The 18,230-nt window shown below is 70.4% G+C and carries 21 protein-coding genes and 1 pseudogene; 15 read left to right on the top strand and 7 right to left on the bottom strand.

Translation table 11 applies throughout. The features are described from left to right. The 5 genes from QM634_RS01665 to QM634_RS01645 form a co-directional block, all read left to right on the top strand. The coding region (locus QM634_RS01665) for a hypothetical protein (RefSeq protein WP_415041040.1) at positions 1-515 on the top strand (515 nt) is incomplete at its 5' end. Further along, complete coding sequence (locus QM634_RS01660) at positions 512-1,000, top strand: hypothetical protein (protein WP_415041039.1); 489 nt, start codon at positions 512-514, stop codon at positions 998-1,000. The genes QM634_RS01665 and QM634_RS01660, both read left to right, overlap by 4 nt. Positions 1,001-1,025: 25 nt before the next feature. Continuing rightward, on the top strand, positions 1,026-2,246 hold the full coding sequence (locus QM634_RS01655; RefSeq protein WP_415041038.1) for an NAD(P)/FAD-dependent oxidoreductase: 1,221 nt from the start codon (positions 1,026-1,028) through the stop codon (positions 2,244-2,246). Beyond that, entirely contained in the window at positions 2,246-2,962 is a 717-nt protein-coding gene (locus QM634_RS01650; RefSeq protein WP_415041037.1) for a DNA alkylation repair protein, read from the top strand. The genes QM634_RS01655 and QM634_RS01650 overlap by 1 nt, the downstream gene beginning before the upstream one ends. A 64-nt stretch (positions 2,963-3,026) precedes the next feature. Then, positions 3,027-3,824 (top strand): LLM class F420-dependent oxidoreductase, encoded by a 798-nt coding sequence (locus QM634_RS01645; protein ID WP_415041036.1) that lies wholly within the window; start codon positions 3,027-3,029, stop codon positions 3,822-3,824. 106 nt (positions 3,825-3,930) lie between these two features. Here QM634_RS01645 and QM634_RS01640 read toward each other — a convergent pair whose 3' ends face one another. Genes QM634_RS01640 through mftR form a run of 3 tightly spaced genes read right to left on the bottom strand, consistent with a single transcriptional unit; the run spans position 3,931 to position 6,083 of the window. Continuing rightward, entirely contained in the window at positions 3,931-4,350 is a 420-nt protein-coding gene (locus QM634_RS01640; RefSeq protein WP_415041035.1) for a hypothetical protein, read from the bottom strand. 20 nt (positions 4,351-4,370) lie between these two features. Further along, on the bottom strand, positions 4,371-5,432 hold the full coding sequence (locus QM634_RS01635; protein WP_415041034.1) for a 2Fe-2S iron-sulfur cluster-binding protein: 1,062 nt from the start codon (positions 5,430-5,432) through the stop codon (positions 4,371-4,373). A gap of 39 nt (positions 5,433-5,471) precedes the next feature. Next, on the bottom strand, positions 5,472-6,083 hold the full coding sequence (mftR, locus tag QM634_RS01630; RefSeq protein ID WP_415041033.1) for a mycofactocin system transcriptional regulator: 612 nt from the start codon (positions 6,081-6,083) through the stop codon (positions 5,472-5,474). A gap of 95 nt (positions 6,084-6,178) precedes the next feature. On the opposite strand from mftR, the gene mftA reads away from it, so the two are divergent. The 7 genes from mftA to QM634_RS01595 all read left to right on the top strand — a co-directional run bounded on the left by mftA (position 6,179) and on the right by QM634_RS01595 (position 11,061). After that, complete coding sequence (mftA, locus tag QM634_RS01625; RefSeq protein WP_415041032.1) at positions 6,179-6,271, top strand: mycofactocin precursor MftA; 93 nt, start codon at positions 6,179-6,181, stop codon at positions 6,269-6,271. Beyond that, entirely contained in the window at positions 6,271-6,612 is a 342-nt protein-coding gene (gene mftB, locus QM634_RS01620; RefSeq protein ID WP_415041031.1) for a mycofactocin biosynthesis chaperone MftB, read from the top strand. Before mftA ends, mftB begins: the two co-directional genes overlap by 1 nt. Then, positions 6,609-7,865, top strand: a complete 1,257-nt coding sequence (gene mftC / locus QM634_RS01615; protein ID WP_415041030.1) for a mycofactocin radical SAM maturase — start codon at positions 6,609-6,611, stop codon at positions 7,863-7,865. The genes mftB and mftC overlap by 4 nt, the downstream gene beginning before the upstream one ends. A gap of 32 nt (positions 7,866-7,897) precedes the next feature. After that, the gene (gene mftD / locus QM634_RS01610) at positions 7,898-9,106 is read left to right on the top strand and encodes a pre-mycofactocin synthase MftD (protein ID WP_415041029.1); all 1,209 of its coding nucleotides are present in this window, start codon (positions 7,898-7,900) and stop codon (positions 9,104-9,106) included. Position 9,107: 1 nt separating this feature from the next. After that, a complete protein-coding gene (locus QM634_RS01605) occupies positions 9,108-9,641 on the top strand; it encodes an SRPBCC family protein (protein ID WP_415041028.1) in 534 nt (177 codons plus the stop codon). 4 nt (positions 9,642-9,645) lie between these two features. Continuing rightward, positions 9,646-10,185 (top strand): DUF1990 family protein, encoded by a 540-nt coding sequence (locus QM634_RS01600; RefSeq protein ID WP_415041027.1) that lies wholly within the window; start codon positions 9,646-9,648, stop codon positions 10,183-10,185. A gap of 75 nt (positions 10,186-10,260) precedes the next feature. Beyond that, positions 10,261-11,061 carry a mycofactocin-coupled SDR family oxidoreductase gene (locus QM634_RS01595; RefSeq protein WP_415041026.1) on the top strand — a complete coding sequence of 267 codons (801 nt, stop codon included), beginning with the start codon at positions 10,261-10,263 and terminating at the stop codon, positions 11,059-11,061. Between the two features lies 1 nt (position 11,062). On the opposite strand, the gene QM634_RS01590 is transcribed toward QM634_RS01595, so the two are convergent. Continuing rightward, complete coding sequence (locus tag QM634_RS01590; RefSeq protein WP_415041025.1) at positions 11,063-12,163, bottom strand: CaiB/BaiF CoA transferase family protein; 1,101 nt, start codon at positions 12,161-12,163, stop codon at positions 11,063-11,065. Positions 12,164-12,320: 157 nt separating this feature from the next. Here QM634_RS01590 and mftE point away from each other — a divergent pair, with 157 nt between their 5' ends. From mftE to mftG, 3 genes are read left to right on the top strand one after another with little or no spacing between them, the layout of a single operon-like run. After that, positions 12,321-13,025, top strand: a complete 705-nt coding sequence (gene mftE, locus QM634_RS01585) for a mycofactocin biosynthesis peptidyl-dipeptidase MftE (RefSeq protein WP_415041024.1) — start codon at positions 12,321-12,323, stop codon at positions 13,023-13,025. Continuing rightward, a complete protein-coding gene (gene mftF, locus QM634_RS01580) occupies positions 13,022-14,443 on the top strand; it encodes a mycofactocin biosynthesis glycosyltransferase MftF (RefSeq protein ID WP_415041023.1) in 1,422 nt (473 codons plus the stop codon). The genes mftE and mftF overlap by 4 nt, the downstream gene beginning before the upstream one ends. Next, the gene (gene mftG / locus QM634_RS01575; RefSeq protein WP_415041022.1) at positions 14,440-15,708 is read left to right on the top strand and encodes a mycofactocin system GMC family oxidoreductase MftG; all 1,269 of its coding nucleotides are present in this window, start codon (positions 14,440-14,442) and stop codon (positions 15,706-15,708) included. Before mftF ends, mftG begins: the two co-directional genes overlap by 4 nt. A 57-nt stretch (positions 15,709-15,765) precedes the next feature. Here mftG and QM634_RS01570 read toward each other — a convergent pair whose 3' ends face one another. From QM634_RS01570 to QM634_RS01560, 3 genes and pseudogenes are all read right to left on the bottom strand, one after another. Then, positions 15,766-16,254: a hotdog fold domain-containing protein gene (locus tag QM634_RS01570; RefSeq protein WP_415041021.1), complete on the bottom strand. Its 489-nt coding sequence runs from the start codon at positions 16,252-16,254 to the stop codon at positions 15,766-15,768. Positions 16,255-16,289: 35 nt separating this feature from the next. Further along, positions 16,290-17,813 (bottom strand): DUF4153 domain-containing protein, encoded by a 1,524-nt coding sequence (locus QM634_RS01565; RefSeq protein WP_415041020.1) that lies wholly within the window; start codon positions 17,811-17,813, stop codon positions 16,290-16,292. Positions 17,814-17,954: 141 nt separating this feature from the next. After that, positions 17,955-18,230, bottom strand: a pseudogene (locus QM634_RS01560) (hypothetical protein); the annotation flags it as partial.

The following is an 18,230-nucleotide window of genomic DNA, read 5'->3' as shown; positions in this document are numbered from 1 at the left end:
CGGCATTGCGCCGCCGGGCCGACCGTCGCCGCCGAACGCTCGCGATCGCCCTGCGCGTCGTGGCCGCGATCATCGTGGTGGCCGCCGTCGCCGCGGTGCTGTTCGGGCTCCTCGCCAAGCGAGCCCACGCGCAAGCCGACCGCGGCGCGCAGGCGCAATCGGCCGCCCGCGCCGCCCTCACGACCATGCTCACCGCCGACCCGCGCAACGCGGGCGGTTACGTCGACTCGGTCCTCGCGGTGACCACCGGCGAGCAGCACCGGCGTCTGGCCGCCGCCCGCGGCGAATTGGCCGGCGAGATCTCCCGACAGACCGCGCCGTCGACCGGGCAGGTGCTCGCCACCGCGCTAGTCGGCGAGCCGTCGTCAAACGGCCCCGTCGAGGTACTGGTCGTGGCGGAGGCGACGAACCCGCAGCTGATCGGCGCCGCGACGACGGAGAAGCGGGTGCCGGTCGTGGTGACGATGACCAAGGTCGACGGGCGCTGGCTCGTCGAGAAGGCGAGGCAGGCATGATGCGCCGCCGCGTGGTCCTCGCCATCACCGTCCTGCTCGCCCTGATCGCTGCGGGGTGCTGGTGGCACGTCACGACCGACCGCACCGCCGACGACCCCGATCGCGCCGTCGTCATGGCGGCGGCGGCCAAGGCCACGACCGCGCTGATGACCCGTCGTGCCGGGGAGCCCCCGGTGCGCCCCGAGGCGGCCGCCGGCCTGACCGGCCGACTCGCCGACGAATACGCCAGCCAGGGCGCCGACGTCGTGCTGCCCGGCGCCGTCGAACAGCGACTCGTGATGACCGCGCGGGTCGTCGGGACGGGTACCGCGGAGATGGGCGCGGGCCGCGCCCGGGTGCTGGTGTTCGTCGACCTGTGGGCCGCACCGCCCGACGCGCAGCGAGAGGTACCAAGGGTGGCCTTAGCTCGCTGGGCGTCGATGCGTAATGTCGACGGTGGATGGAAGCTCGCGGGGTTGACCCCGGTGAGCGGCACGCTCTCCTAGAGCGTCGACGACTGAGGGGATTTCGATGACGGACAAGCTTGCCTCCGACGCGACGGTGGTGATCGTCGGCGCCGGTCTGGGTGGGGTGCGCGCGGCCGAGAACCTGCGCACGGGCGGCCACGAGGGACCGATCATCATGATCGGCGCGGAGTCACATCCGCCGTACGACCGTCCGCCGCTGTCGAAGAATGCGCTGACCGACGCCGCCGACCGCGTCGACCTCAAGCCCGACGAGTTCTTCACCGATTCGTCGATCGACCTGCGCACGGGTGAGCGGGTGGCGTCGATCGATCCGACCGCCAAGACGGTGAGCGTGACCCGCGGCGACGGGTCGTCCTACGGGCAGTCCTATGACGCGCTGGTCCTGGCGACCGGGCTGCTGCCGCGCCCGTTCCCCGGCGCCGAGGACGTCGACGGCGTGTTCACGATCCGCACCGTCGAGGACGCGCAGCGTCTGCGCGAGGCGGCCGGCGAGGCCAAGAAGGCGGTCGTGATCGGCGCCGGGTTCATCGGCTGCGAGACCGCGGCGAGCCTGCACACCCTCGGTCTCGACGTCACGCTCGTCGAGCCCGCCCCGACGCCGCTGGCCCAAGCCGTCGGTACCACCATCGGCGACCTGGTCACCCGGCAACACCTCGAAAAGGGCGTCGCCGTCCGCGCCGGGACCGGCGTTGACGAGATCCGCGTCGACGGAGGGAAGGCCGTCGGCGTCACACTGTCGGGTGGCGAGGTCGTCGACGCCGACCTGGTCGTCGTGGGCATCGGGTCGACGCCGGTGGTCGACTACCTCGAGGGGTCGGGCATCGAGTTGGCCAGCCGCGAGGTAGGCGGCGGCATCGCCTGCAACGAGGTCGGGGCGACCAGCGCCGACGGTGTGTACGCGCTCGGCGACGTCGCCAACTGGCGCGACCATGGCGGCGCCCAGCGCCGGGCGGAGCACTGGAACCACACCGTCGAGCAGGCGGCGATCGTCGCGTCGGCGATGCTCGGCACCGACCATGCCGTCGTGCCCGCCGTGCCGTATTTCTGGAGCGACCAGTACGACCTCAAGATCCAGATGCTCGGCTGGCCGAAGGCCGACGACGACGTGCACGTCATCAGCGACGACGGCCACAAGTGGGTGGCCTACTTCAGCCGCGACGGGATGCTCACCGCCGTCGCCGGCGCGGGGAAGGTCGGCGCCGTGATGAAGATGCGCCCCAAGCTCGTGACCCCGACGCCGATCGAGGACGTGCTGCCCGACTGATGTCGTCGGCCGCACAGATCCGCGCGGAGGTCGTCGCGCTCGGCGACCCCGAACGCGCCGCGTCGTCGGCGTGGTTCTTCAAGACCGGTCCGGGCGAATACGGTGAGGGCGACGTCTTCGCAGGCGTGCCGGTGCCGGTTCTGCGGAAACTGGTGCGGCGGTTCCGCGGCGCACCGCCCGCGGTGGTGAATACGCTGCTCGGCGACGAACTCCACGAGGTGCGCCTGCTCGGCCTCCTGCTCATGGTCGACGGATTCGAACGATCCGACGGCGGCGACCGCGCTTCCTGGGTGCAGGACTATCGCGACGCGGTGGCCGCCGGTCGGGTGGACAACTGGGATCTGGTCGACTCGTCGGCCCGGCAGGTCCTCGGCGCGTGGTGTCAGGAATCAGGCGATTTCGGCCAACTCCTCGAATACGCCGGCAGCGAGGAACTGTGGGAGCGGCGCGTCGGGATCATCGGGACGCACGCCTATCTGATGTCCGGCGATCCGTCGGCGACGCTGGCGGTCGCAACCGCCGTCATCGACGACCGCCGCGACCTCATCCAGAAGGCTTTCGGCTGGATGCTGCGCGAGATGGGTAAACGGGTGTCGCGCGAGACGCTGACCGCCTACCTCGACGTCCACGCGGCGCAGATGGGCCGTACCGCGCTCGGCTACGCCGTCGAGCATCTCGATCCGGACGAACGCAAGCACTACCGCTCGCTCCGCTGACCGTCGACTGGACCCGGAGTCTCGGCGGCGGCCTCGGACCCACCGGCCCGATCGGTCGTAGCCTGTGCTGATGACCATTCGCATCGGTGTCCAGATCCAACCCCAGCAAGCCCCCGACTACGCGCTGATGCGCGACGCGGTTCTGCGCGCCGAAGAGATCGGCGTCGACATCGTCTTCAACTGGGACCACTTCTTCCCGCTCTACGGCGACCCCGACGGGGCGCATTTCGAGTGCTGGACGATGCTGGGCGCCTGGGCCGAGCAGACCTCCCGGGTCGAGCTCGGCGCGCTGGTCACCTGCAACTCGTACCGCAACCCCGAGCTGCTCGCCGACATGGCACGCACCGTCGACCACATCAGCGGTGGGCGGCTGATCTTCGGCATCGGATCGGGATGGTTTGAGCGGGACTACGACGAGTACGGTTACGAGTTCGGCACCGTCGGCTCGCGCCTGAACGACCTCGCGGCCGCGATGCCGCGCATCGTCGACCGGTGGGGCAGGCTCAACCCGCCGCCCACCCGCAAGCTGCCGGTGCTGATCGGCGGGAGTGGGGAGCGCAAGACCCTGCGGCTCGTCGCCGAGTACGGCGACATCTGGCATTCCTTCGCCGACGCCGACGCCTATCGACACAAGTCGGAGGTGTTGGCCCGGCACTGCGCCGACGTCGGGCGCGATCCGGCGCAGATCGAGCGGTCCGTCGCCGTGGGCGGTCGCCGCAAGGGGAGTGGCGGGCTGCTGAAGGAGGCCGACGCGATGGCCGATCTGGGGATCGGGCTGCTCACCGTCGACGCGGGCGGCCCGGACTACGGCCTTTCGCAGGCCGAGGCCCTGTGCCGCTGGCGGGACGAGCGGAACGGCTAGGCACGCTCGGCGAGATTCTGGGCACGCTCGACGAGAATCCGGGCACGCTCGACGAGATTCTGGGCACGCTCGGCGAGATTCTGGGCACGCTCGGCGATCGGGCGGGCTATGCCTGCGCGTCGCTCGGCTTCTTCGCGCCGCGCCAGACCAGGATCGCCAGGATGATCATCGGGATCTGCAGCGGCAGGCGCGCGACGGCGATGCCCTTCATGAGCGGCCCCTTGTCCTGCCAGAGGCGGACCATGTTGACGTTGGCGGGGAAGACCGCGGTGAACAGCGCCGCCGCGAGAAGAGCCGCGCGTCGACGCAGAGACGGGACGAGGACCGCGGCACCGATGCCGACCTCGGCGACACCGGAGACATACGTGTAGGCCCGCTTGTCGCCGGGCAGCTCGTCCGGGACGATCGAGTCGAACGGCTTGGGAACGGCGAAGTGCAGGACCCCGGGGACCAGGAGGATCACCGACAGGGCGCGGGCGAGGACGTCGTTGCTCGTGATCTTGGCCAGGAGTTCTTTGTTCGACATGTCTCCCACACTAGGGCAGATCAGAACTCGATCTTCAGATTGTCCGAAGTCGGCCGCGCCTGGCAGCCGAGGATGTAGCCGTCGGCGATGTCGTCGGGATCGAGCGCACCGGAGTTCTCCATCTCCACCGTGCCCTCCGACAGGGTGCAGGCGCAGGAACCGCACTCGCCCTCCTGGCAGGAGTACGGGGCGTCGAGCCCGGCGGCCAACATGATGTCGATCAGCGTGCGACTGCGCGGCCACGCCAGCGTGTGCGTCTCGCCGTCCAGCTCGACCTCCACTTGGGCGGCCTCGGCGGCCTCCTCCTCGGAGACGGCTTCGTGCTCGACGTCGACGAACGGGTCGCCGGTCAGCGAGTTGTAGACCTCGGTGTGAACGTTGTGGTGGTCGAACTTGGCCTTCGACAGTCCCTCGTGCACGGCGTCCATGAACGGCCCCGGCCCGCAGATGTACGCCGAGTGCGTAGTAGCCATCGGCTTGAAGAAGGTGGCCAGGGCGCGCACGCTCGGCAGTCCCTGCAGCGACTCGAGCCAGTGCACCAGCGTGAGCCGCCCCGGATTGGCCTGCTGCAGCTCGCGCAGCTCGTCGGCGAAGATCACGTCGCCCTCGCCGCGGTTGGCGTAGAAGAAGGTGATCGGGCCGGTGCCCATCTTGAGCGCGGTCTTGAGGATCGACATCACCGGGGTGACGCCCGACCCGGCGGCGATCAGCAGCAGCGGGACGTGGATGTTGGCGGGGGTGAACACGCCCGACGGCGGCAGTGCCTCGATCTGCGAGCCGGCCGCGAGGTTGTCGCAGACCCAGTTCGACCCGTAGCCGTCGGGGGTGCGCTTGACGGTGACCTTCGGCTTGTCGTCGGTGGCCGACGAGGACGCGAGCGAGTAACAGCGCGCGACCGATCCGGTCTGATCGCTCGGGATGCGCAGGGTGAGGAACTGACCCGGGTCGTAGTCGGTGAACTTCTCGCTCATCGCCTCGGGGACCTCGAAGACGATGCTGCGCGCGTCGGCCGTCTCGTCGACGACCTCGGCGACGGTCAGGATGACGCTGCGCGAGCCGTGCGGGGTCAAGTCGTCGGCCATCAGCCGTCCTCTCCATCCAGATTTAGAACGTGTTCTAATTTAGCGTACTGCCGGGCCGGTGTGCGAGAGCGCGGCGTCGATGCCGACCGCCAGCAACCGGCTGCCCTCCACGAGCAGTGCGCGCAGGCCCTGCGCCCCCGGATCGAGGGGATCGGCAAGCCACTGATCATAAGCGGCCAGAGCGGTCCCGAGGGCCAGCCATCCGATGAGCTGCGGCTGGTAGTCGTCGGCACCCTGGTGCAGCCGCCGCGCGGCGTAGCCCGCGATCGTCTGGCGCCAATCGGCGTACATCAACATCGAATGCGCCTGCAGGGCCGGCACGGTCAGCAGCAGCCGCATCCGACGACGGTGCCGTGCGACCTGGTCGTCGGGCACGTCGTTGAACTCGACGAGCGCCCGGGCCAACGCGTCGGCGAGCGGAAGGTCGTCGGGAAGTCCCTCCAGCAGCGCCCGCATGTCGTCGAGGTGGGCGTCGAAGTCGCCCCAGGCGATCGCGTTCTTCGACGGGTAGTAGCGGAACAGGGTTCGCCGGGCGATGCCGGCGGCCGTGGCGACGTCGTCGACGCTGGTCTCCTCGAAGCCGTCGCGGTCGAACAGGTCGATGGCGACGTCGCTGATCCGCGTCCGTGTGGTGACCGGTCGACGGCTCACGACTCCTCCATTCCCAAACCTGGGGGTTGTTAACTGCACTCGGTGCCATTATATTCGGTCGTGATCCACATCACTAGCCCACAGGAGGTTGGATCATGGCCGATCAGGCAAACGTCAACGACACCGAACTCGTCAGCGAATCGCTGGTCGAGGAGGTCTCGATCGACGGGATGTGCGGGGTCTACTGATGAGTGCCCCCGCTTCGGCGACTCACCCCGGCGGCCAGCAGGCCGCCGGGGCGGGTGCCGCCGCTTTTGACCTCGGTGCTGCGTGGCGGCTCAACCCGAAGGTGGCCGTGCGCCCCGAGCCCTTCGGCGCGCTGCTCTACCACTTCGGCACCCGCAAGCTCTCGTTCCTCAAGAACACGACCGTCGTCGGCATCGTGCAGACCCTGCAGGATTTCCCCGACGCCGACTCAGCCCTCACCGCCGCCGGTATCGACGCCGCCGCCCGCCCGCTCTACGTGCAGGCGCTCACCGCGTTGGCCGATTCCGGCATGATCATCCGCCTTCAGGAGCCAGCCCAGTGACCACTCTTGAGAAGCCGCCCGCCGTCGGCCGCCTCGTCGACCAGTTCGAACGCGGGCTCGACGCCCCGATCTGCCTGACGTGGGAACTCACCTACGCCTGCAACCTCGCCTGCGTGCACTGCCTGTCCAGCTCGGGCAAGCGCGACCCGCGCGAGCTGTCCACCGAGCAGTGCAAGGCGATCATCGACGAGCTGCAGCGCATGCAGGTCTTCTACGTCAACATCGGCGGCGGCGAGCCGACCGTGCGCCCGGACTTCTGGGAGCTCGTCGACTACGCCACCGACCACCAGGTCGGCGTGAAGTTCTCCACCAACGGTCTGCGCATCACCCCCGAGGTCGCGCGGCGACTGGCCGCCTCGGACTACGTCGACGTGCAGATCTCGCTCGACGGGGCGACCGCGGAGGTCAACGACGCGGTGCGCGGACCCGGCTCCTTCGACATGGCCGTGCGCGCGTTGGAGAACCTGCGCGACGCCGGGTTCGCCGACGCGAAGATCAGCGTCGTCATGACCCGCGAGAACGTCGCCCAGCTCGACGAGTTCAAGGCGCTTGCCGACCGCTACAACGCGACCCTGCGCATCACCCGCCTGCGCCCGTCGGGCCGCGGCGCCGACGTGTGGGACGACCTGCATCCGCTGCCCGAACAGCAGCGCGAGCTGTACAACTGGCTCGTCGCCCACGGCGACAACGTTCTGACCGGTGACTCCTTCTTCCACCTCTCGGCGTTTTCGTCGGGCGCCGGGAGCGCAGCGAGCGGGCCCAATGCCGCCGGCGGTGGCAGCGGACTTCCGGGTTTGAACCTGTGCGGTGCCGGTCGGGTGGTCTGCCTGATCGACCCGGTCGGCGACGTCTATGCCTGCCCGTTCGCCATCCACGAGAACTTCCTGGCCGGCAACATCGCCACCGACGGCGGGTTCCAGGAGATCTGGCAGCGCTCGGACCTGTTCACCTCGCTGCGCGAGCCGCAGAGCGCCGGCGCCTGCGCGTCGTGCAACCACTACGACGCCTGCCGGGGCGGCTGCATGGCCGCCAAGTTCTTCACCGGCCTGCCGATGGACGGCCCCGACCCCGAGTGCGTCCAGGGTTACGGCGAAGCGCTCCTCGCCGGTGAGCGCAGCAAGCCGACGGCCAACAAAGACCACTCGCGGGGCGTACCCCTCACGCTCATGACCCGACCGCCCTCGCGCGACTGTGACGAGAACCCGCTCGCCGGATTCGCGCCGACGACCGCGTCGGGCTGCAGCTCCTGCTGACGTCCCACCAAACACCCCTAGGAGACTCATAGATGGGCAAGATCGCCGAGCTCAACCCGTGGCGCCGCAACCCCTGGTTCGAAACCGTCGGGGAGGCCCAGCGCCGCGCGCAGAAGCGGCTGCCCAAGACGATCTACTCGTCCCTGGTGGCCGGCACCCAGGCGGGTGTCACCCTCAACGACAACATGGATGCGTTCTCCGAGCTCACCTGGGCGCCGCACGTCGTCGGTGCCCCCGCCGAGCGCAACCTCGGCACGACGGTGATGGGGCAGGACCTTCCGCTGCCGGTGATCATCTCGCCCACCGGCGTGCAAGCGGTCAACCCCGAGGGTGAGGTGGCCGTCGCCCGGGCCGCCGCCAACCGCGGCACCGCGATGGGACTGTCGAGCTTCGCCAGCAAGCCGGTCGAAGAGGTCACCGCCGTCAACGACAAGATCTTCTTCCAGATCTATTGGCTGGGCAGTCGCGACGACATCCTCGCCCGCGCGCAGCGCGCCAAGGAGGCCGGCTGCAAGGGGCTCATCGTCACCACCGACTGGGTCTTCAATGTGGGCCGCGACTGGGGGAGCCCGGAGATCCCCGAGCAGGTCGACCTCAAGGCCGTCGCCAAGATGGCGCCGGAGATGGTGACCAAGCCGCGCTTCGCGACGAGCTGGTTCCGCCGTGGAAAGCTGACCATCCCCGACCTGTGCGCGCCCAACATCGCGCACAAGGGGGAGCAGGGCCCGACCTTCTTCGACGTGTACGGCACGTGGATGAACACCCCGCCGCCGACGTGGGAGGACATCAAGTGGTTGCGTGAGCAGTGGGACGGGCCGTTCATGCTCAAGGGCGTCACCCGACTCGACGACGCCAAGAAGGCCGTCGACGCCGGCGTGTCCGCGATCTCGGTGTCCAACCACGGCGGCAACAACCTCGACGGGACGCCCGCGACGATCCGCATGCTCGGCCCGATCGCCGACGCGGTCGGCAAGGACATCGAGGTCCTCCTCGACGGCGGTATCCGTCGCGGCAGTGACGTGGTGAAGGCCCTCGCCCTCGGCGCCAAGGCCGTCATGATCGGTCGCGCCTACCTGTGGGGGCTGGCCGCCAACGGACAGGCCGGCGTCGAGAACGTCCTCGACCTCATGCAGATGGGCGTCGACTCGGCGCTGATGGGCCTGGGCAAGGACGACATCGCCAAGCTGGGCCGCGAGGACCTCTACATCCCCGAGGGCTTCGAGCGGCGGTTCGGCGGCTGACATGCGCTACCGCGACCAGCCCACCGTCGAAGTCGAGACGAAGGTCTCCGCCCCGCCCGAGCAGGTCTGGGCGGCGGTCACCGACATCCGGCTCCCCGTCGACCTGCCCGGTGAGCTGCAGGACGCGCAGTGGCTCGACGGCGCCGACGGCCCAGTCGTCGGTGCGCGCTTCGTCGGGCGCAACGAGATCGAGAACGTCGGCAAGACGGAGACGGTCTGCACCGTCGTCGACGTCGAACCGGGCCGCCGCTGGGTGTGGTCGGTCAATGCCGGTGCCGGGAGCGGCGCGAGCGGGCCGAATGAGACCGGCGACCTTGAGCCCTGGGCGCAGTGGGGATTCGAGGTCGACCCGTCGCGCGAGGGATCGGTCGTGCGGCAGTTCGCGCGCATCGGACTCGCCCCGTCGCCACTGAAGGCGGCCATCGACGCCAACCCCGAGCTGGAGGGCCGCATCATCGCCCGCCGACTCGCCGGATTCCGCGACGCGATGACGGCGAACCTCGAGGAAGTGCGCCGCCGCTGCGAGGACGGCTGAGGCCGTGCCGTCGCATCCCGTCCGTCCGCTCGGCGACGCGCAGGCCGCACGATTGCGGGCGGCACCCCTCACCTACGACGAGGTGGGGCGGACGGCGGTCGGACCGGTGCGCGGGTACCGCAACTTCGACAAGTCCGCGGTGCTGCGCCGCCGGGACTTCGACCGGGCCGCCGACGAGCTGCTGAGCTGCCAGGTCCAGGCCCGCTCCGGACTGCGCGTGTGGGCCGCCGACGTCCCGCTGCAGGAGGGGACGGTGATGCTCATGACGATGGGCGTCGGTCCGGTCGCCCTGCGCATCCCGTGCCGGGTCGTGTACGTCGTCGACGAACCCGACCGCAAGGGATTCGGTTACGGCACGCTGCCCGGCCACCCCGAATCGGGGGAGGAGCGCTTCGTCCTCTCGCGGAGTCCGGACGGCTCGGTCTCGTTGACCGTGTCGGCCTTCTCCCGCCCGCAGACGCTGCTCTCGAGGTTGGGCGGTCCGATCTCGCGGAAGATCCAGGACCTGATGACCGACCGCTACCTGCGGTCGCTTGATTCTTGATCCCCGGCGGAAGTGCCGTAGCGCACCGGCGTTCGGCCGCCGCGCCGAAACTAGAACGTGTTACAGTTTCCGGTTATGGGAAAGTTCGACGGCCAGGTCGTCTACATCACCGGAATCGCCCGAGGTCAGGGACGTAATCACGCACTGCGGTTCGCCGCCGAGGGTGCGTCGATCATCGGCATGGACATCGCCAAGCAGATCGCCGACCACCAGACCTATCCGACGGCGACCGAGGCCGATCTCGCCGAGACCGTCCGCCTCGTCGAGGAGGCCGGCGGCAAGATCCTCGCCAAGCAGGGCGACACCCGCGACCTCAAGTTCCAGCAGGAGCTCGTGGCCGAGGGCGTCGAGCAGTTCGGCCGCCTCGACCACGTCGTCGCCAATGCGGGCATCCTCACCTGGGGCCTGACCTGGGAGCTCACCGAGGCGCAGTTCGACGACGTCGTCGAGATCAACCTCGTCGGCACCTGGAAGACCCTCAAGGCGGCCATCCCGCCGATGCTCGAGGCCAAGAACGGTGGCTCGATCACCATCATCTCGTCGACGGCCGGGCTCAAGGCGATGCCGATGCAGTCGTCGTACTCGGCGTCGAAGTTCGGCCTGCGCGGCCTGGCCCAGTCGGCGGCCAAGGAACTCGGGCCCAAGCACATCCGCGTCAACACGGTGCACCCCTACGCCGTGCACACGGCGATGGCGCTCGAGGACACCGAGGCCTTCAAGGCCTTCGACACCTTCGGCGAGCACTTCCCGTCGATGATGAACCACTACCCGGTGGCCAGCCTCGACGACCTCTCCGACGCGGTGCTCTACCTGGCGACGGCCAACGCCGTCACCGGTGCGGAGTTCGCGATCGACATGGGCAGTTCCAAGGTCTAGGTCAGTCCTTCCAGATCGTCGCGGGATCGCTGGCGGTGCGCTGCGGCCCGGTCGGGGTCGCCGGCTTGGTGCGCGAGAAGCGCGGCGCCACCTGCGCCTGCATGACACCGTCGATCTCGACGAGCGTGCCGCGCGCGGCCAGGTGCGGGTCCTGCGGTGCCTCGGTGAAGTCGAGGATCGGCGAGACGCAGGCGTCGGTGCCGTCGAAGACGGCCGCCCACTCGTCGCGCGTCTTGGTCTTGAACACCTCGGTGAACCTGGTCTTCAACTCGTCCCAGCGGCCCATGTCCAGCTGGTGCGGGAGGTCTTCGCCCTCCAGGCCCATGCCCTTGAGCAGCTCGGCGTAGAACTGCGGCTCGATCGCGCCGACGGCCATCCACTTGCCATCGGAGGTCTCGTAGACCTCGTAGAACGGTGCGCCGGTGTCCAGGAGGTTCGCCCCGCGCTTGTCCTGCCACAGGCCGGTGCCGCGGAACGACCACATCATCTGGCCCAGCACCGACGCCCCGTCGACCATGGCCGCGTCGATGACCTGCCCCTTGCCGGACACGTCCCGCTCGACGAGTGCCGCGAGGATGCCGACGACGAGGAACATCGACCCGCCGCCGAAGTCGCCGACGAGGTTGAGCGGCGGAGTGGGCTTCTCGTCGGCGCGCCCGATGGCGTGCAGCATCCCGGTCAGCGAGATGTAGTTCATGTCGTGGCCCGCCAGATTGGCGCGCGGGCCATCCTGGCCCCAGCCGGTCATGCGGCCGTACACCAGGCGCGGGTTGACGGCCTCGAGGTCGTCGGGGCCGAATCCGAGGCGCTCCATGACGCCGGGCCGGAAGCCCTCGATGATGACGTCGGCCTTCTCGACCAGCGCGAGGATGGTCTCGCGGTCCGCGGGGTTCTTCAGGTTGGCCTCGATCACGCGGCGGCCGCGCAGCAGCATGTCGGCGTTGCGACCCTCCTGCGGCAGGTCGCCGGGCCGCTGGATGCGCACCACGTCGGCACCCAGGTCGGCGAGCAGCATCGCCGCGTGTGGCCCGGGGCCGATGCCGGCGAACTCGAGGACGCGGATCGAGCTGAGCGGGCCGGGACGGCCTGAGTCGTTGGTCATGGGTGATCCTCCGCAAGTAGTCCCGGGCGTGTGATCACACCCGATGTCAGTTGGTGATTACCCTCCAGCATGGCACACCAAGCAAGTGCTCGGTCGACGGTGTCGAAGCCGGAATCTCCGGTGTCGCGCGGTGACCGGCCCGACTAGACTCGGCCCAATGACCGATGCGCAGTTGGGCGCACGATCGTCGACCGACATCGCCGGTCACGACGTCCTCGTGCTGGTGCCGCTCGGCGCCACCGAACAGCACGGACCGCACCTGCCGCTCGACACCGACACCCGCATCGCCGTCGAGGTGGCCGATCGCGCGGCCGCCGTGGTCGGTCCGCCCGCACTCGTCGCGCCGGCGCTGTCCTACGGTGCGAGCGGCGAGCACCAGTCCTTCCCCGGCACCGTCTCCATCGGCCACGAGGCGTTGCGGTCGCTCCTGGTCGAATACGGGCGCAGCGCCTTCGACTGGGCGTCGCGCCTGGTGTTCGTCAACGGCCACGGCGGCAACATCGCGACGCTGATGGCGGCCGTTCCCCAACTGCGCGAGGAGGGGCGCGATGCCGCCTGGTTCGCCTGCGCGCCCGCCGGCGGCGACGCCCACGCCGGCCACACCGAGACCTCGATGCTGCTGTCCTTCGCACCCGAGGTCGTCGACCTGGCCGCCGCGGTGCCCGGTCGCACCGAGCCGATCGCCGAGATCCTCGACGACCTGCGACGCGGCGGCGTGGCGGCGGTCGCCCCCAACGGCGTGCTCGGCGACCCGACCACCGCCGACGCCGGACACGGCGCCCGGCTGATGGCCGGCATGGTCGACGAGCTGGTCGGTGCCCTGGCCCGCTGGGAACCCGGGGACCGGGGGCGCGTGCGATGACCCGCGAGACCGAGCTGCCCAGCGGCTTCCAGGTGCAGATCGACCCGACGTGCGACGTGGACGGCGATTGGCGGCGCCTCATCGGCGGATCGCCGACCAGGCTGCTCACCGTGTCCGACCGGGCCGCGGCGATGATCGACGACGACGGTCGGATCACCGTGCGCGACGACGGCACGCGCTCCCTGGCGCGCACCCTGCTCGACCGTGGTGTCGCGCACCCCAGGCCGATGTCGGGACCCCGGGCCGACGAGGTGACGGTCGTCGTCCCGGTCCGCGACAACCAGGCGGGCCTCGACCGGCTCCTCGAGTCCCTGCGCGGACTGAACGTCATCGTCGTCGACGACGGGTCCGCGGTGCCGCTCGCCGTTCCCGACGGGGTGCGCCTGGAGCGGCTCGAGACCAATCGGGGGCCGGCGGCGGCCCGCAACCGCGGAGCCGCGCTGGCCGACACCGAGATCGTGGTCTTCCTCGACTCCGACGTGGTGCCGCTCGTCGAGGGCGCGGCGGCCCGGGGCGGCTGTGGCGACTGGCTCGCCGCACTGCTCGGGCACTTCTCCGACCCCGCGGTCGGTCTGGCCGCGCCGCGCATCGTCGGGCTGCCGACGCGCAACACCGGTCCGATCGGGCGGTATGAGGCCGCGGCGTCGTCCCTGGACATGGGCGCGCGCGAATCGGCCGTCACCCCGGGTGGGCGGGTGCCCTACGTGCCGAGCGCCGCGATGGCCGTGCGGCGCAGCGCGTTTCCCGGCTTCGACGAGGGTCTGCGCGTCGCCGAGGACGTCGACCTGTGCTGGCGGATGAGCGCCGACGGGTGGCAGTTGCGGTACGACCCCATCGCCCGGGTCGCCCACGACCATCGCACCGCGCTGTCGGCGATGCTCGACCGTCGGCGCTTCTACGGCACCGGCGCGGCCTTCCTCGCCGAGCGCCACGGTCGGGCGGCGGCGCCGCTGGCGATGGGGGGATCGATCGCGCTCGCCCTGGCGGCGCTGCTGACTCGTACCCGTCTCGGCCTGGTCGTGGCGGCCGTCGCCCTGGGGGTGGCGGGGTGGCGGTTGCGCGCCCGCCTCGCCGCGCTGCCCGACCGCAACCGGGTGGCAGTCCGGTTGACCGCCCAGGCGGCGGGCAACGGACTGCTGCAGACCGGTAGCGCGGTCACCCGGCACTATTGGCCGATCGCGGTGCTCGGCGCGCTCGCCTCGCGGCGGTTGCGCCGGTTGTTCGTGCGGATCGCCCTCGCCGACGCCGCTGTCGCGTGGGTGCGCCTGGCGCGCGCCGAACACCGGATCCCGCGGATCGACCCGCTCTCCTTCTTCGTGTTGCGCCGCCTCGACGACCTCGCCTACGGCACCGGCCTGTGGCAGGGCGCGCTCACCCGTCGCGACCCGACCGCCCTGCTGCCGGTCTTCACCCGATGAGCGCAGACGTCCTGGTCGTCGGCGCCGGCAGCGCCGGGTGCGTGGTGGCCGAACGGCTCTCGCGCGACCCGCAGCGGCGGGTCGTCGTCGTCGAGGCCGGGCCGGTCGTCCCCGCCGACGACGATTCCCGGCGGTTGGACCGGCTGGTGCTGGGGTCGCCGACACATCCCGCCCCCTGTGCGCGGTGGTACGGCGACCGCCCGCCCCTCGTCCGCGGACACGCGGTCGGCGGGTCGTCGGTGGTCAACGGCGGATACTTCCTGCGGGCCCACCACGACGATTTCGACGGCTGGGGCGGGCCGTTCGACACGGTGACCATCTCCCAGGCCTACGACGAGCTCGACGGCTGGGGCAACGGCGGGACGATGACCGTGGACTCGCTCCACGTGCCGCCGCCGGTGGTCCGCTCGCTGGAACGGGCGTGGCCGCGCACCCCACCTCGACCCTGGCCGGGGATCGGGGTGCAGCGGGTTCCGGTGAACCATCGGGGCGGGCGCCGGTGGACGGCCGCCGACGCCTACCTCGATCCGGCGAGCCGACGGCCGAATCTGGACGTGCGCCCGGGGAGTCCCGTCGGCGGGCTGCTCGTCGAGCGGGGCCGCGTGGCGGGGGTGCGACTGGCATCCGGCGGGGAACTGCGCGCCGGTGAGGTGATCCTGTGCGCCGGAACCCTCGGCACCGCGGCGCTGCTGATGGCTTCCGGTGTGCTCCCGGGTCCGCTGCCGGTGTTCGAGCATCGGGAGATCCTCGTGCGCTATTCGGCCAGGACGCGACCCGAACCCGCCCCGGTGCTGCTGCCGAGTGTCGTGCACACCGCCGGAGGGGCGGAGATCCGGTTGTACGCCGACGACTTCGCCCGCTTCATCCAGGGTGCGCGGCGCTCCTCGCCGGCCGTCGGGGTGGCCGAGATGCGTCCCGCGCAGGCGGGGGAGCTACGACTCGACGGGGATCGGCTCGACGTCCACTTGGCGCCCATCGGACCGGTCGACGACGCGGTGGCGCGCGTCGTGGAGGTGCTGTCGTCGGCCGACCTTGCCGAGCACGTGGTCGACGGGTCCGTCCACGTCGACCCGGTGATCGGCACCTCGCAGCACGCGTGGGGCGCCTTGGCGATGGGGGAGCGCACCGACTGGCTCGGCGCCGTCGACGGGGTGCGGGGCCTGCGGGTGGTCGACGGGTCGATCCTGCCCAACGTCAGCAGCGGACCGCACGCGACGATCATGATGGCGGCGATCGTCATCGGTGACCAACTTCGGTCGCTATAGCTCGCACGGACGGCAATCTGCCCTCCGCGTGAGCCATAGCGGACGAAATTGGTCAGGTCAGGCCGGCGTGACCCAGGTGGTGATGTCGCAGTGGACGACCTCGTTGCCGTCGGTGTCGCGCACGGCGACGTTGACGACGACGTCGCGGCCCTCGGTCACCGTGTCCCAGTCGATGTCCTCGGCCAGACGCGCCTCGGCCGTGAGCCGGGTTTGTGCCTTCGCCAGGTACTGGGTGTTCATCGCCTTCGGGATCCAGCGATGGGTAGTGGGAGTGGTCGCCTCCATGAGCATTCCCATGGCGGTCTCGGCGAGGTTGCAGGCCGCGATCGCGTGGAAGGTGCCGATGTGGTTGTGCACGCCCTTCCAGTTCGGTGCGGTCACCTTGCAGTAGCCGGGCTCCATCTCGGTGACCAGCGGCAGGATGGTGCCGAAGTAGGGCACCTTGGCCACCATGCCGACGGAGAAGAGGGCGTTGCCGATTGCATTCTTGGGCAGTCGGCGTCGCAACTTGTAAGTCGCGCTCGGGCGCGGGTTCGCTGAGGACATGCCCCTACCTTACTCCACGGTAAGTTCTGCGGTCGTCAGTAGGAGAACCGGCCACAGTCGCCCGGCCCCTGGTCGGGCACCGGGGCCCTGTCCGGGACGCGGTGACGCGAGAGGTTGAACTCGCGCCAGCTGTGCTCGGTGCCGTGCATGCGGTAGAAGCGCCAGGTGGCGCAGGCCTTCGCCGGCTCGGGCAGGCGCTGCAGCTGGCCGTAGGCGTCGGCCGAGAGGCTGCCGAGGTACCAGTCGTCGACCTTCGGGGTCGCGTTCGGCGCGGCGATCGCCCGGTCGACGTTGGTCTTGGCGATCATCCGATCAGGGTTGAGCAGGGCCAGACCCAGCGCGGAGAAGACGGTCAGCAGGATGACCCGGCGCACCAGCGGCGTGGCGTCGAAGCGGATGCCGACGGCCATGATCGCGATGATCACCGCGGCGAGGAACACCTCGAAATAGAGGCCGAATACCCGGTCGCGGGTGGCGCCGTAGGCGTTGATGTAGCGCTCCATGCGCAAGAAGGCCGACACGACGACGAGCAGGGTCGCGGCGCAGAGCCCGCCGAGCAGGATCCGTGCGGTGCGGCGTTGACCGGCGTCGGCGGCGTCGATGAACCACCAGGCGGCGGTCGCGACGAGGATGACCAGCAGGGTCACGGTCAGCAGCTGCCAGAACCCCTGAACGGCGTACTGCGAGTAGCTGAGGTTGGCGGTGCGCTGCACGTAGTCGTCCCCGCCGAACATCGCGCGGGCCTGCACGCCCAGGAACAGAACGAACAGGGCGAGCAGGGCGCCGATCGGCACCGCCCACGTCCACGACGGCGGATAGCGGCGACCGGTGCGCTCGGGGTAGGAGAAGCGGGCGTGCGCCAGGAAGGCGCCGGTGAGCGTCACCCAGGCGATGAAGGTGCCGGCGGCGACGGCGGCCACGAGGTCGCCGGAGATGCTGAAGTCGAGGTCGAAGGAGAAGAGCTTGCCGAAAGTCGGGTCGGCACCGGCGAACAGCGCCCCGAAGATCAGCAGCAGGACCAGCGTCACCGCGCCGACGACGGTCGCCAGCAGTGCGCGACGGCCGCGCGAGATCGACGGCGCGGACCGGGGTGTGGCCGGTCGTCGACGGCGGAACGGTTCGATCAGCGCGACGAACGGCGCGACCAGCGGCGCGAGGGCCGCCACCCACACGCCGGTGAGGTTATGGGCGCGCACGAACAGCAGCAGGCCCGCGCAGATGGCCACGAACAGACAGATCCCGCGCACCCAGTAGGCGTCGAGGACGGTCGGGACCACCAGGAGCCCGGCGATGCCGACGGCGAGCGGGACCCAGTAGGCCCGATCCTCGCGGCGGAACGCGGCCGGTGCCGTGCCGAGGATGAGTGCGAGGACCGACAGTCCCGTGATCGTCGTGCCGATGCCCAGCTCGCCGATGCGCCAGCAGATCGCGCCGATGACCCCGGCGATCGGTGCGGTGAGCAACGCCGCGACGGGGACGGGCGAGGGGTCGTAGTTCCGGTTCGCGGGCGCGGCAGGGGCCGGGCCCGGCGTGCGCGGCGGGGCGGGGGTGGCGGTCATGGTGTCCTCATCCTCATACGTCGGCGGCGACAATTGCCCGAAATCGGACAACGGAGGGGGCGTCGATCTGGTTCCCCGCACCGGAAAACGACAACGGCCGCGACCCCGAAATCAGGGTCGCGGCCGGTCGGTCGTCGAGCGTCAGCGCGGCGGGTACTGACCCGGGCGGACGCAGATGGTGTAGCCCGAGTAGCGGTTCACGTACTTGGTGCCACGCCACATGAAGCCACAGCGCTGGTGGGTGCGGATCCACTTCGGGCCGTACTTCGGGCCGTGGCGATCGTCGTAGCGCGGGCCGCGGTGGTCACGACCACGGTCGTGGCCGCGGTGGTCGCGGTGGTCACGTCCCCGGTCGTCGTGGCCGCGGTGGTCGCCCGGGCCCTGCTGGCCCGGGCCCTGCTGGCCCGGGCCGTCCTG

It is taken from the genome of Gordonia sp. (in: high G+C Gram-positive bacteria) (assembly GCF_047606305.1).
Classification (GTDB): domain Bacteria; phylum Actinomycetota; class Actinomycetes; order Mycobacteriales; family Mycobacteriaceae; genus Gordonia.
Note: the sequence above shows the minus strand (reverse complement) of the source record. Positions and strands in the feature narration are given on the sequence as shown.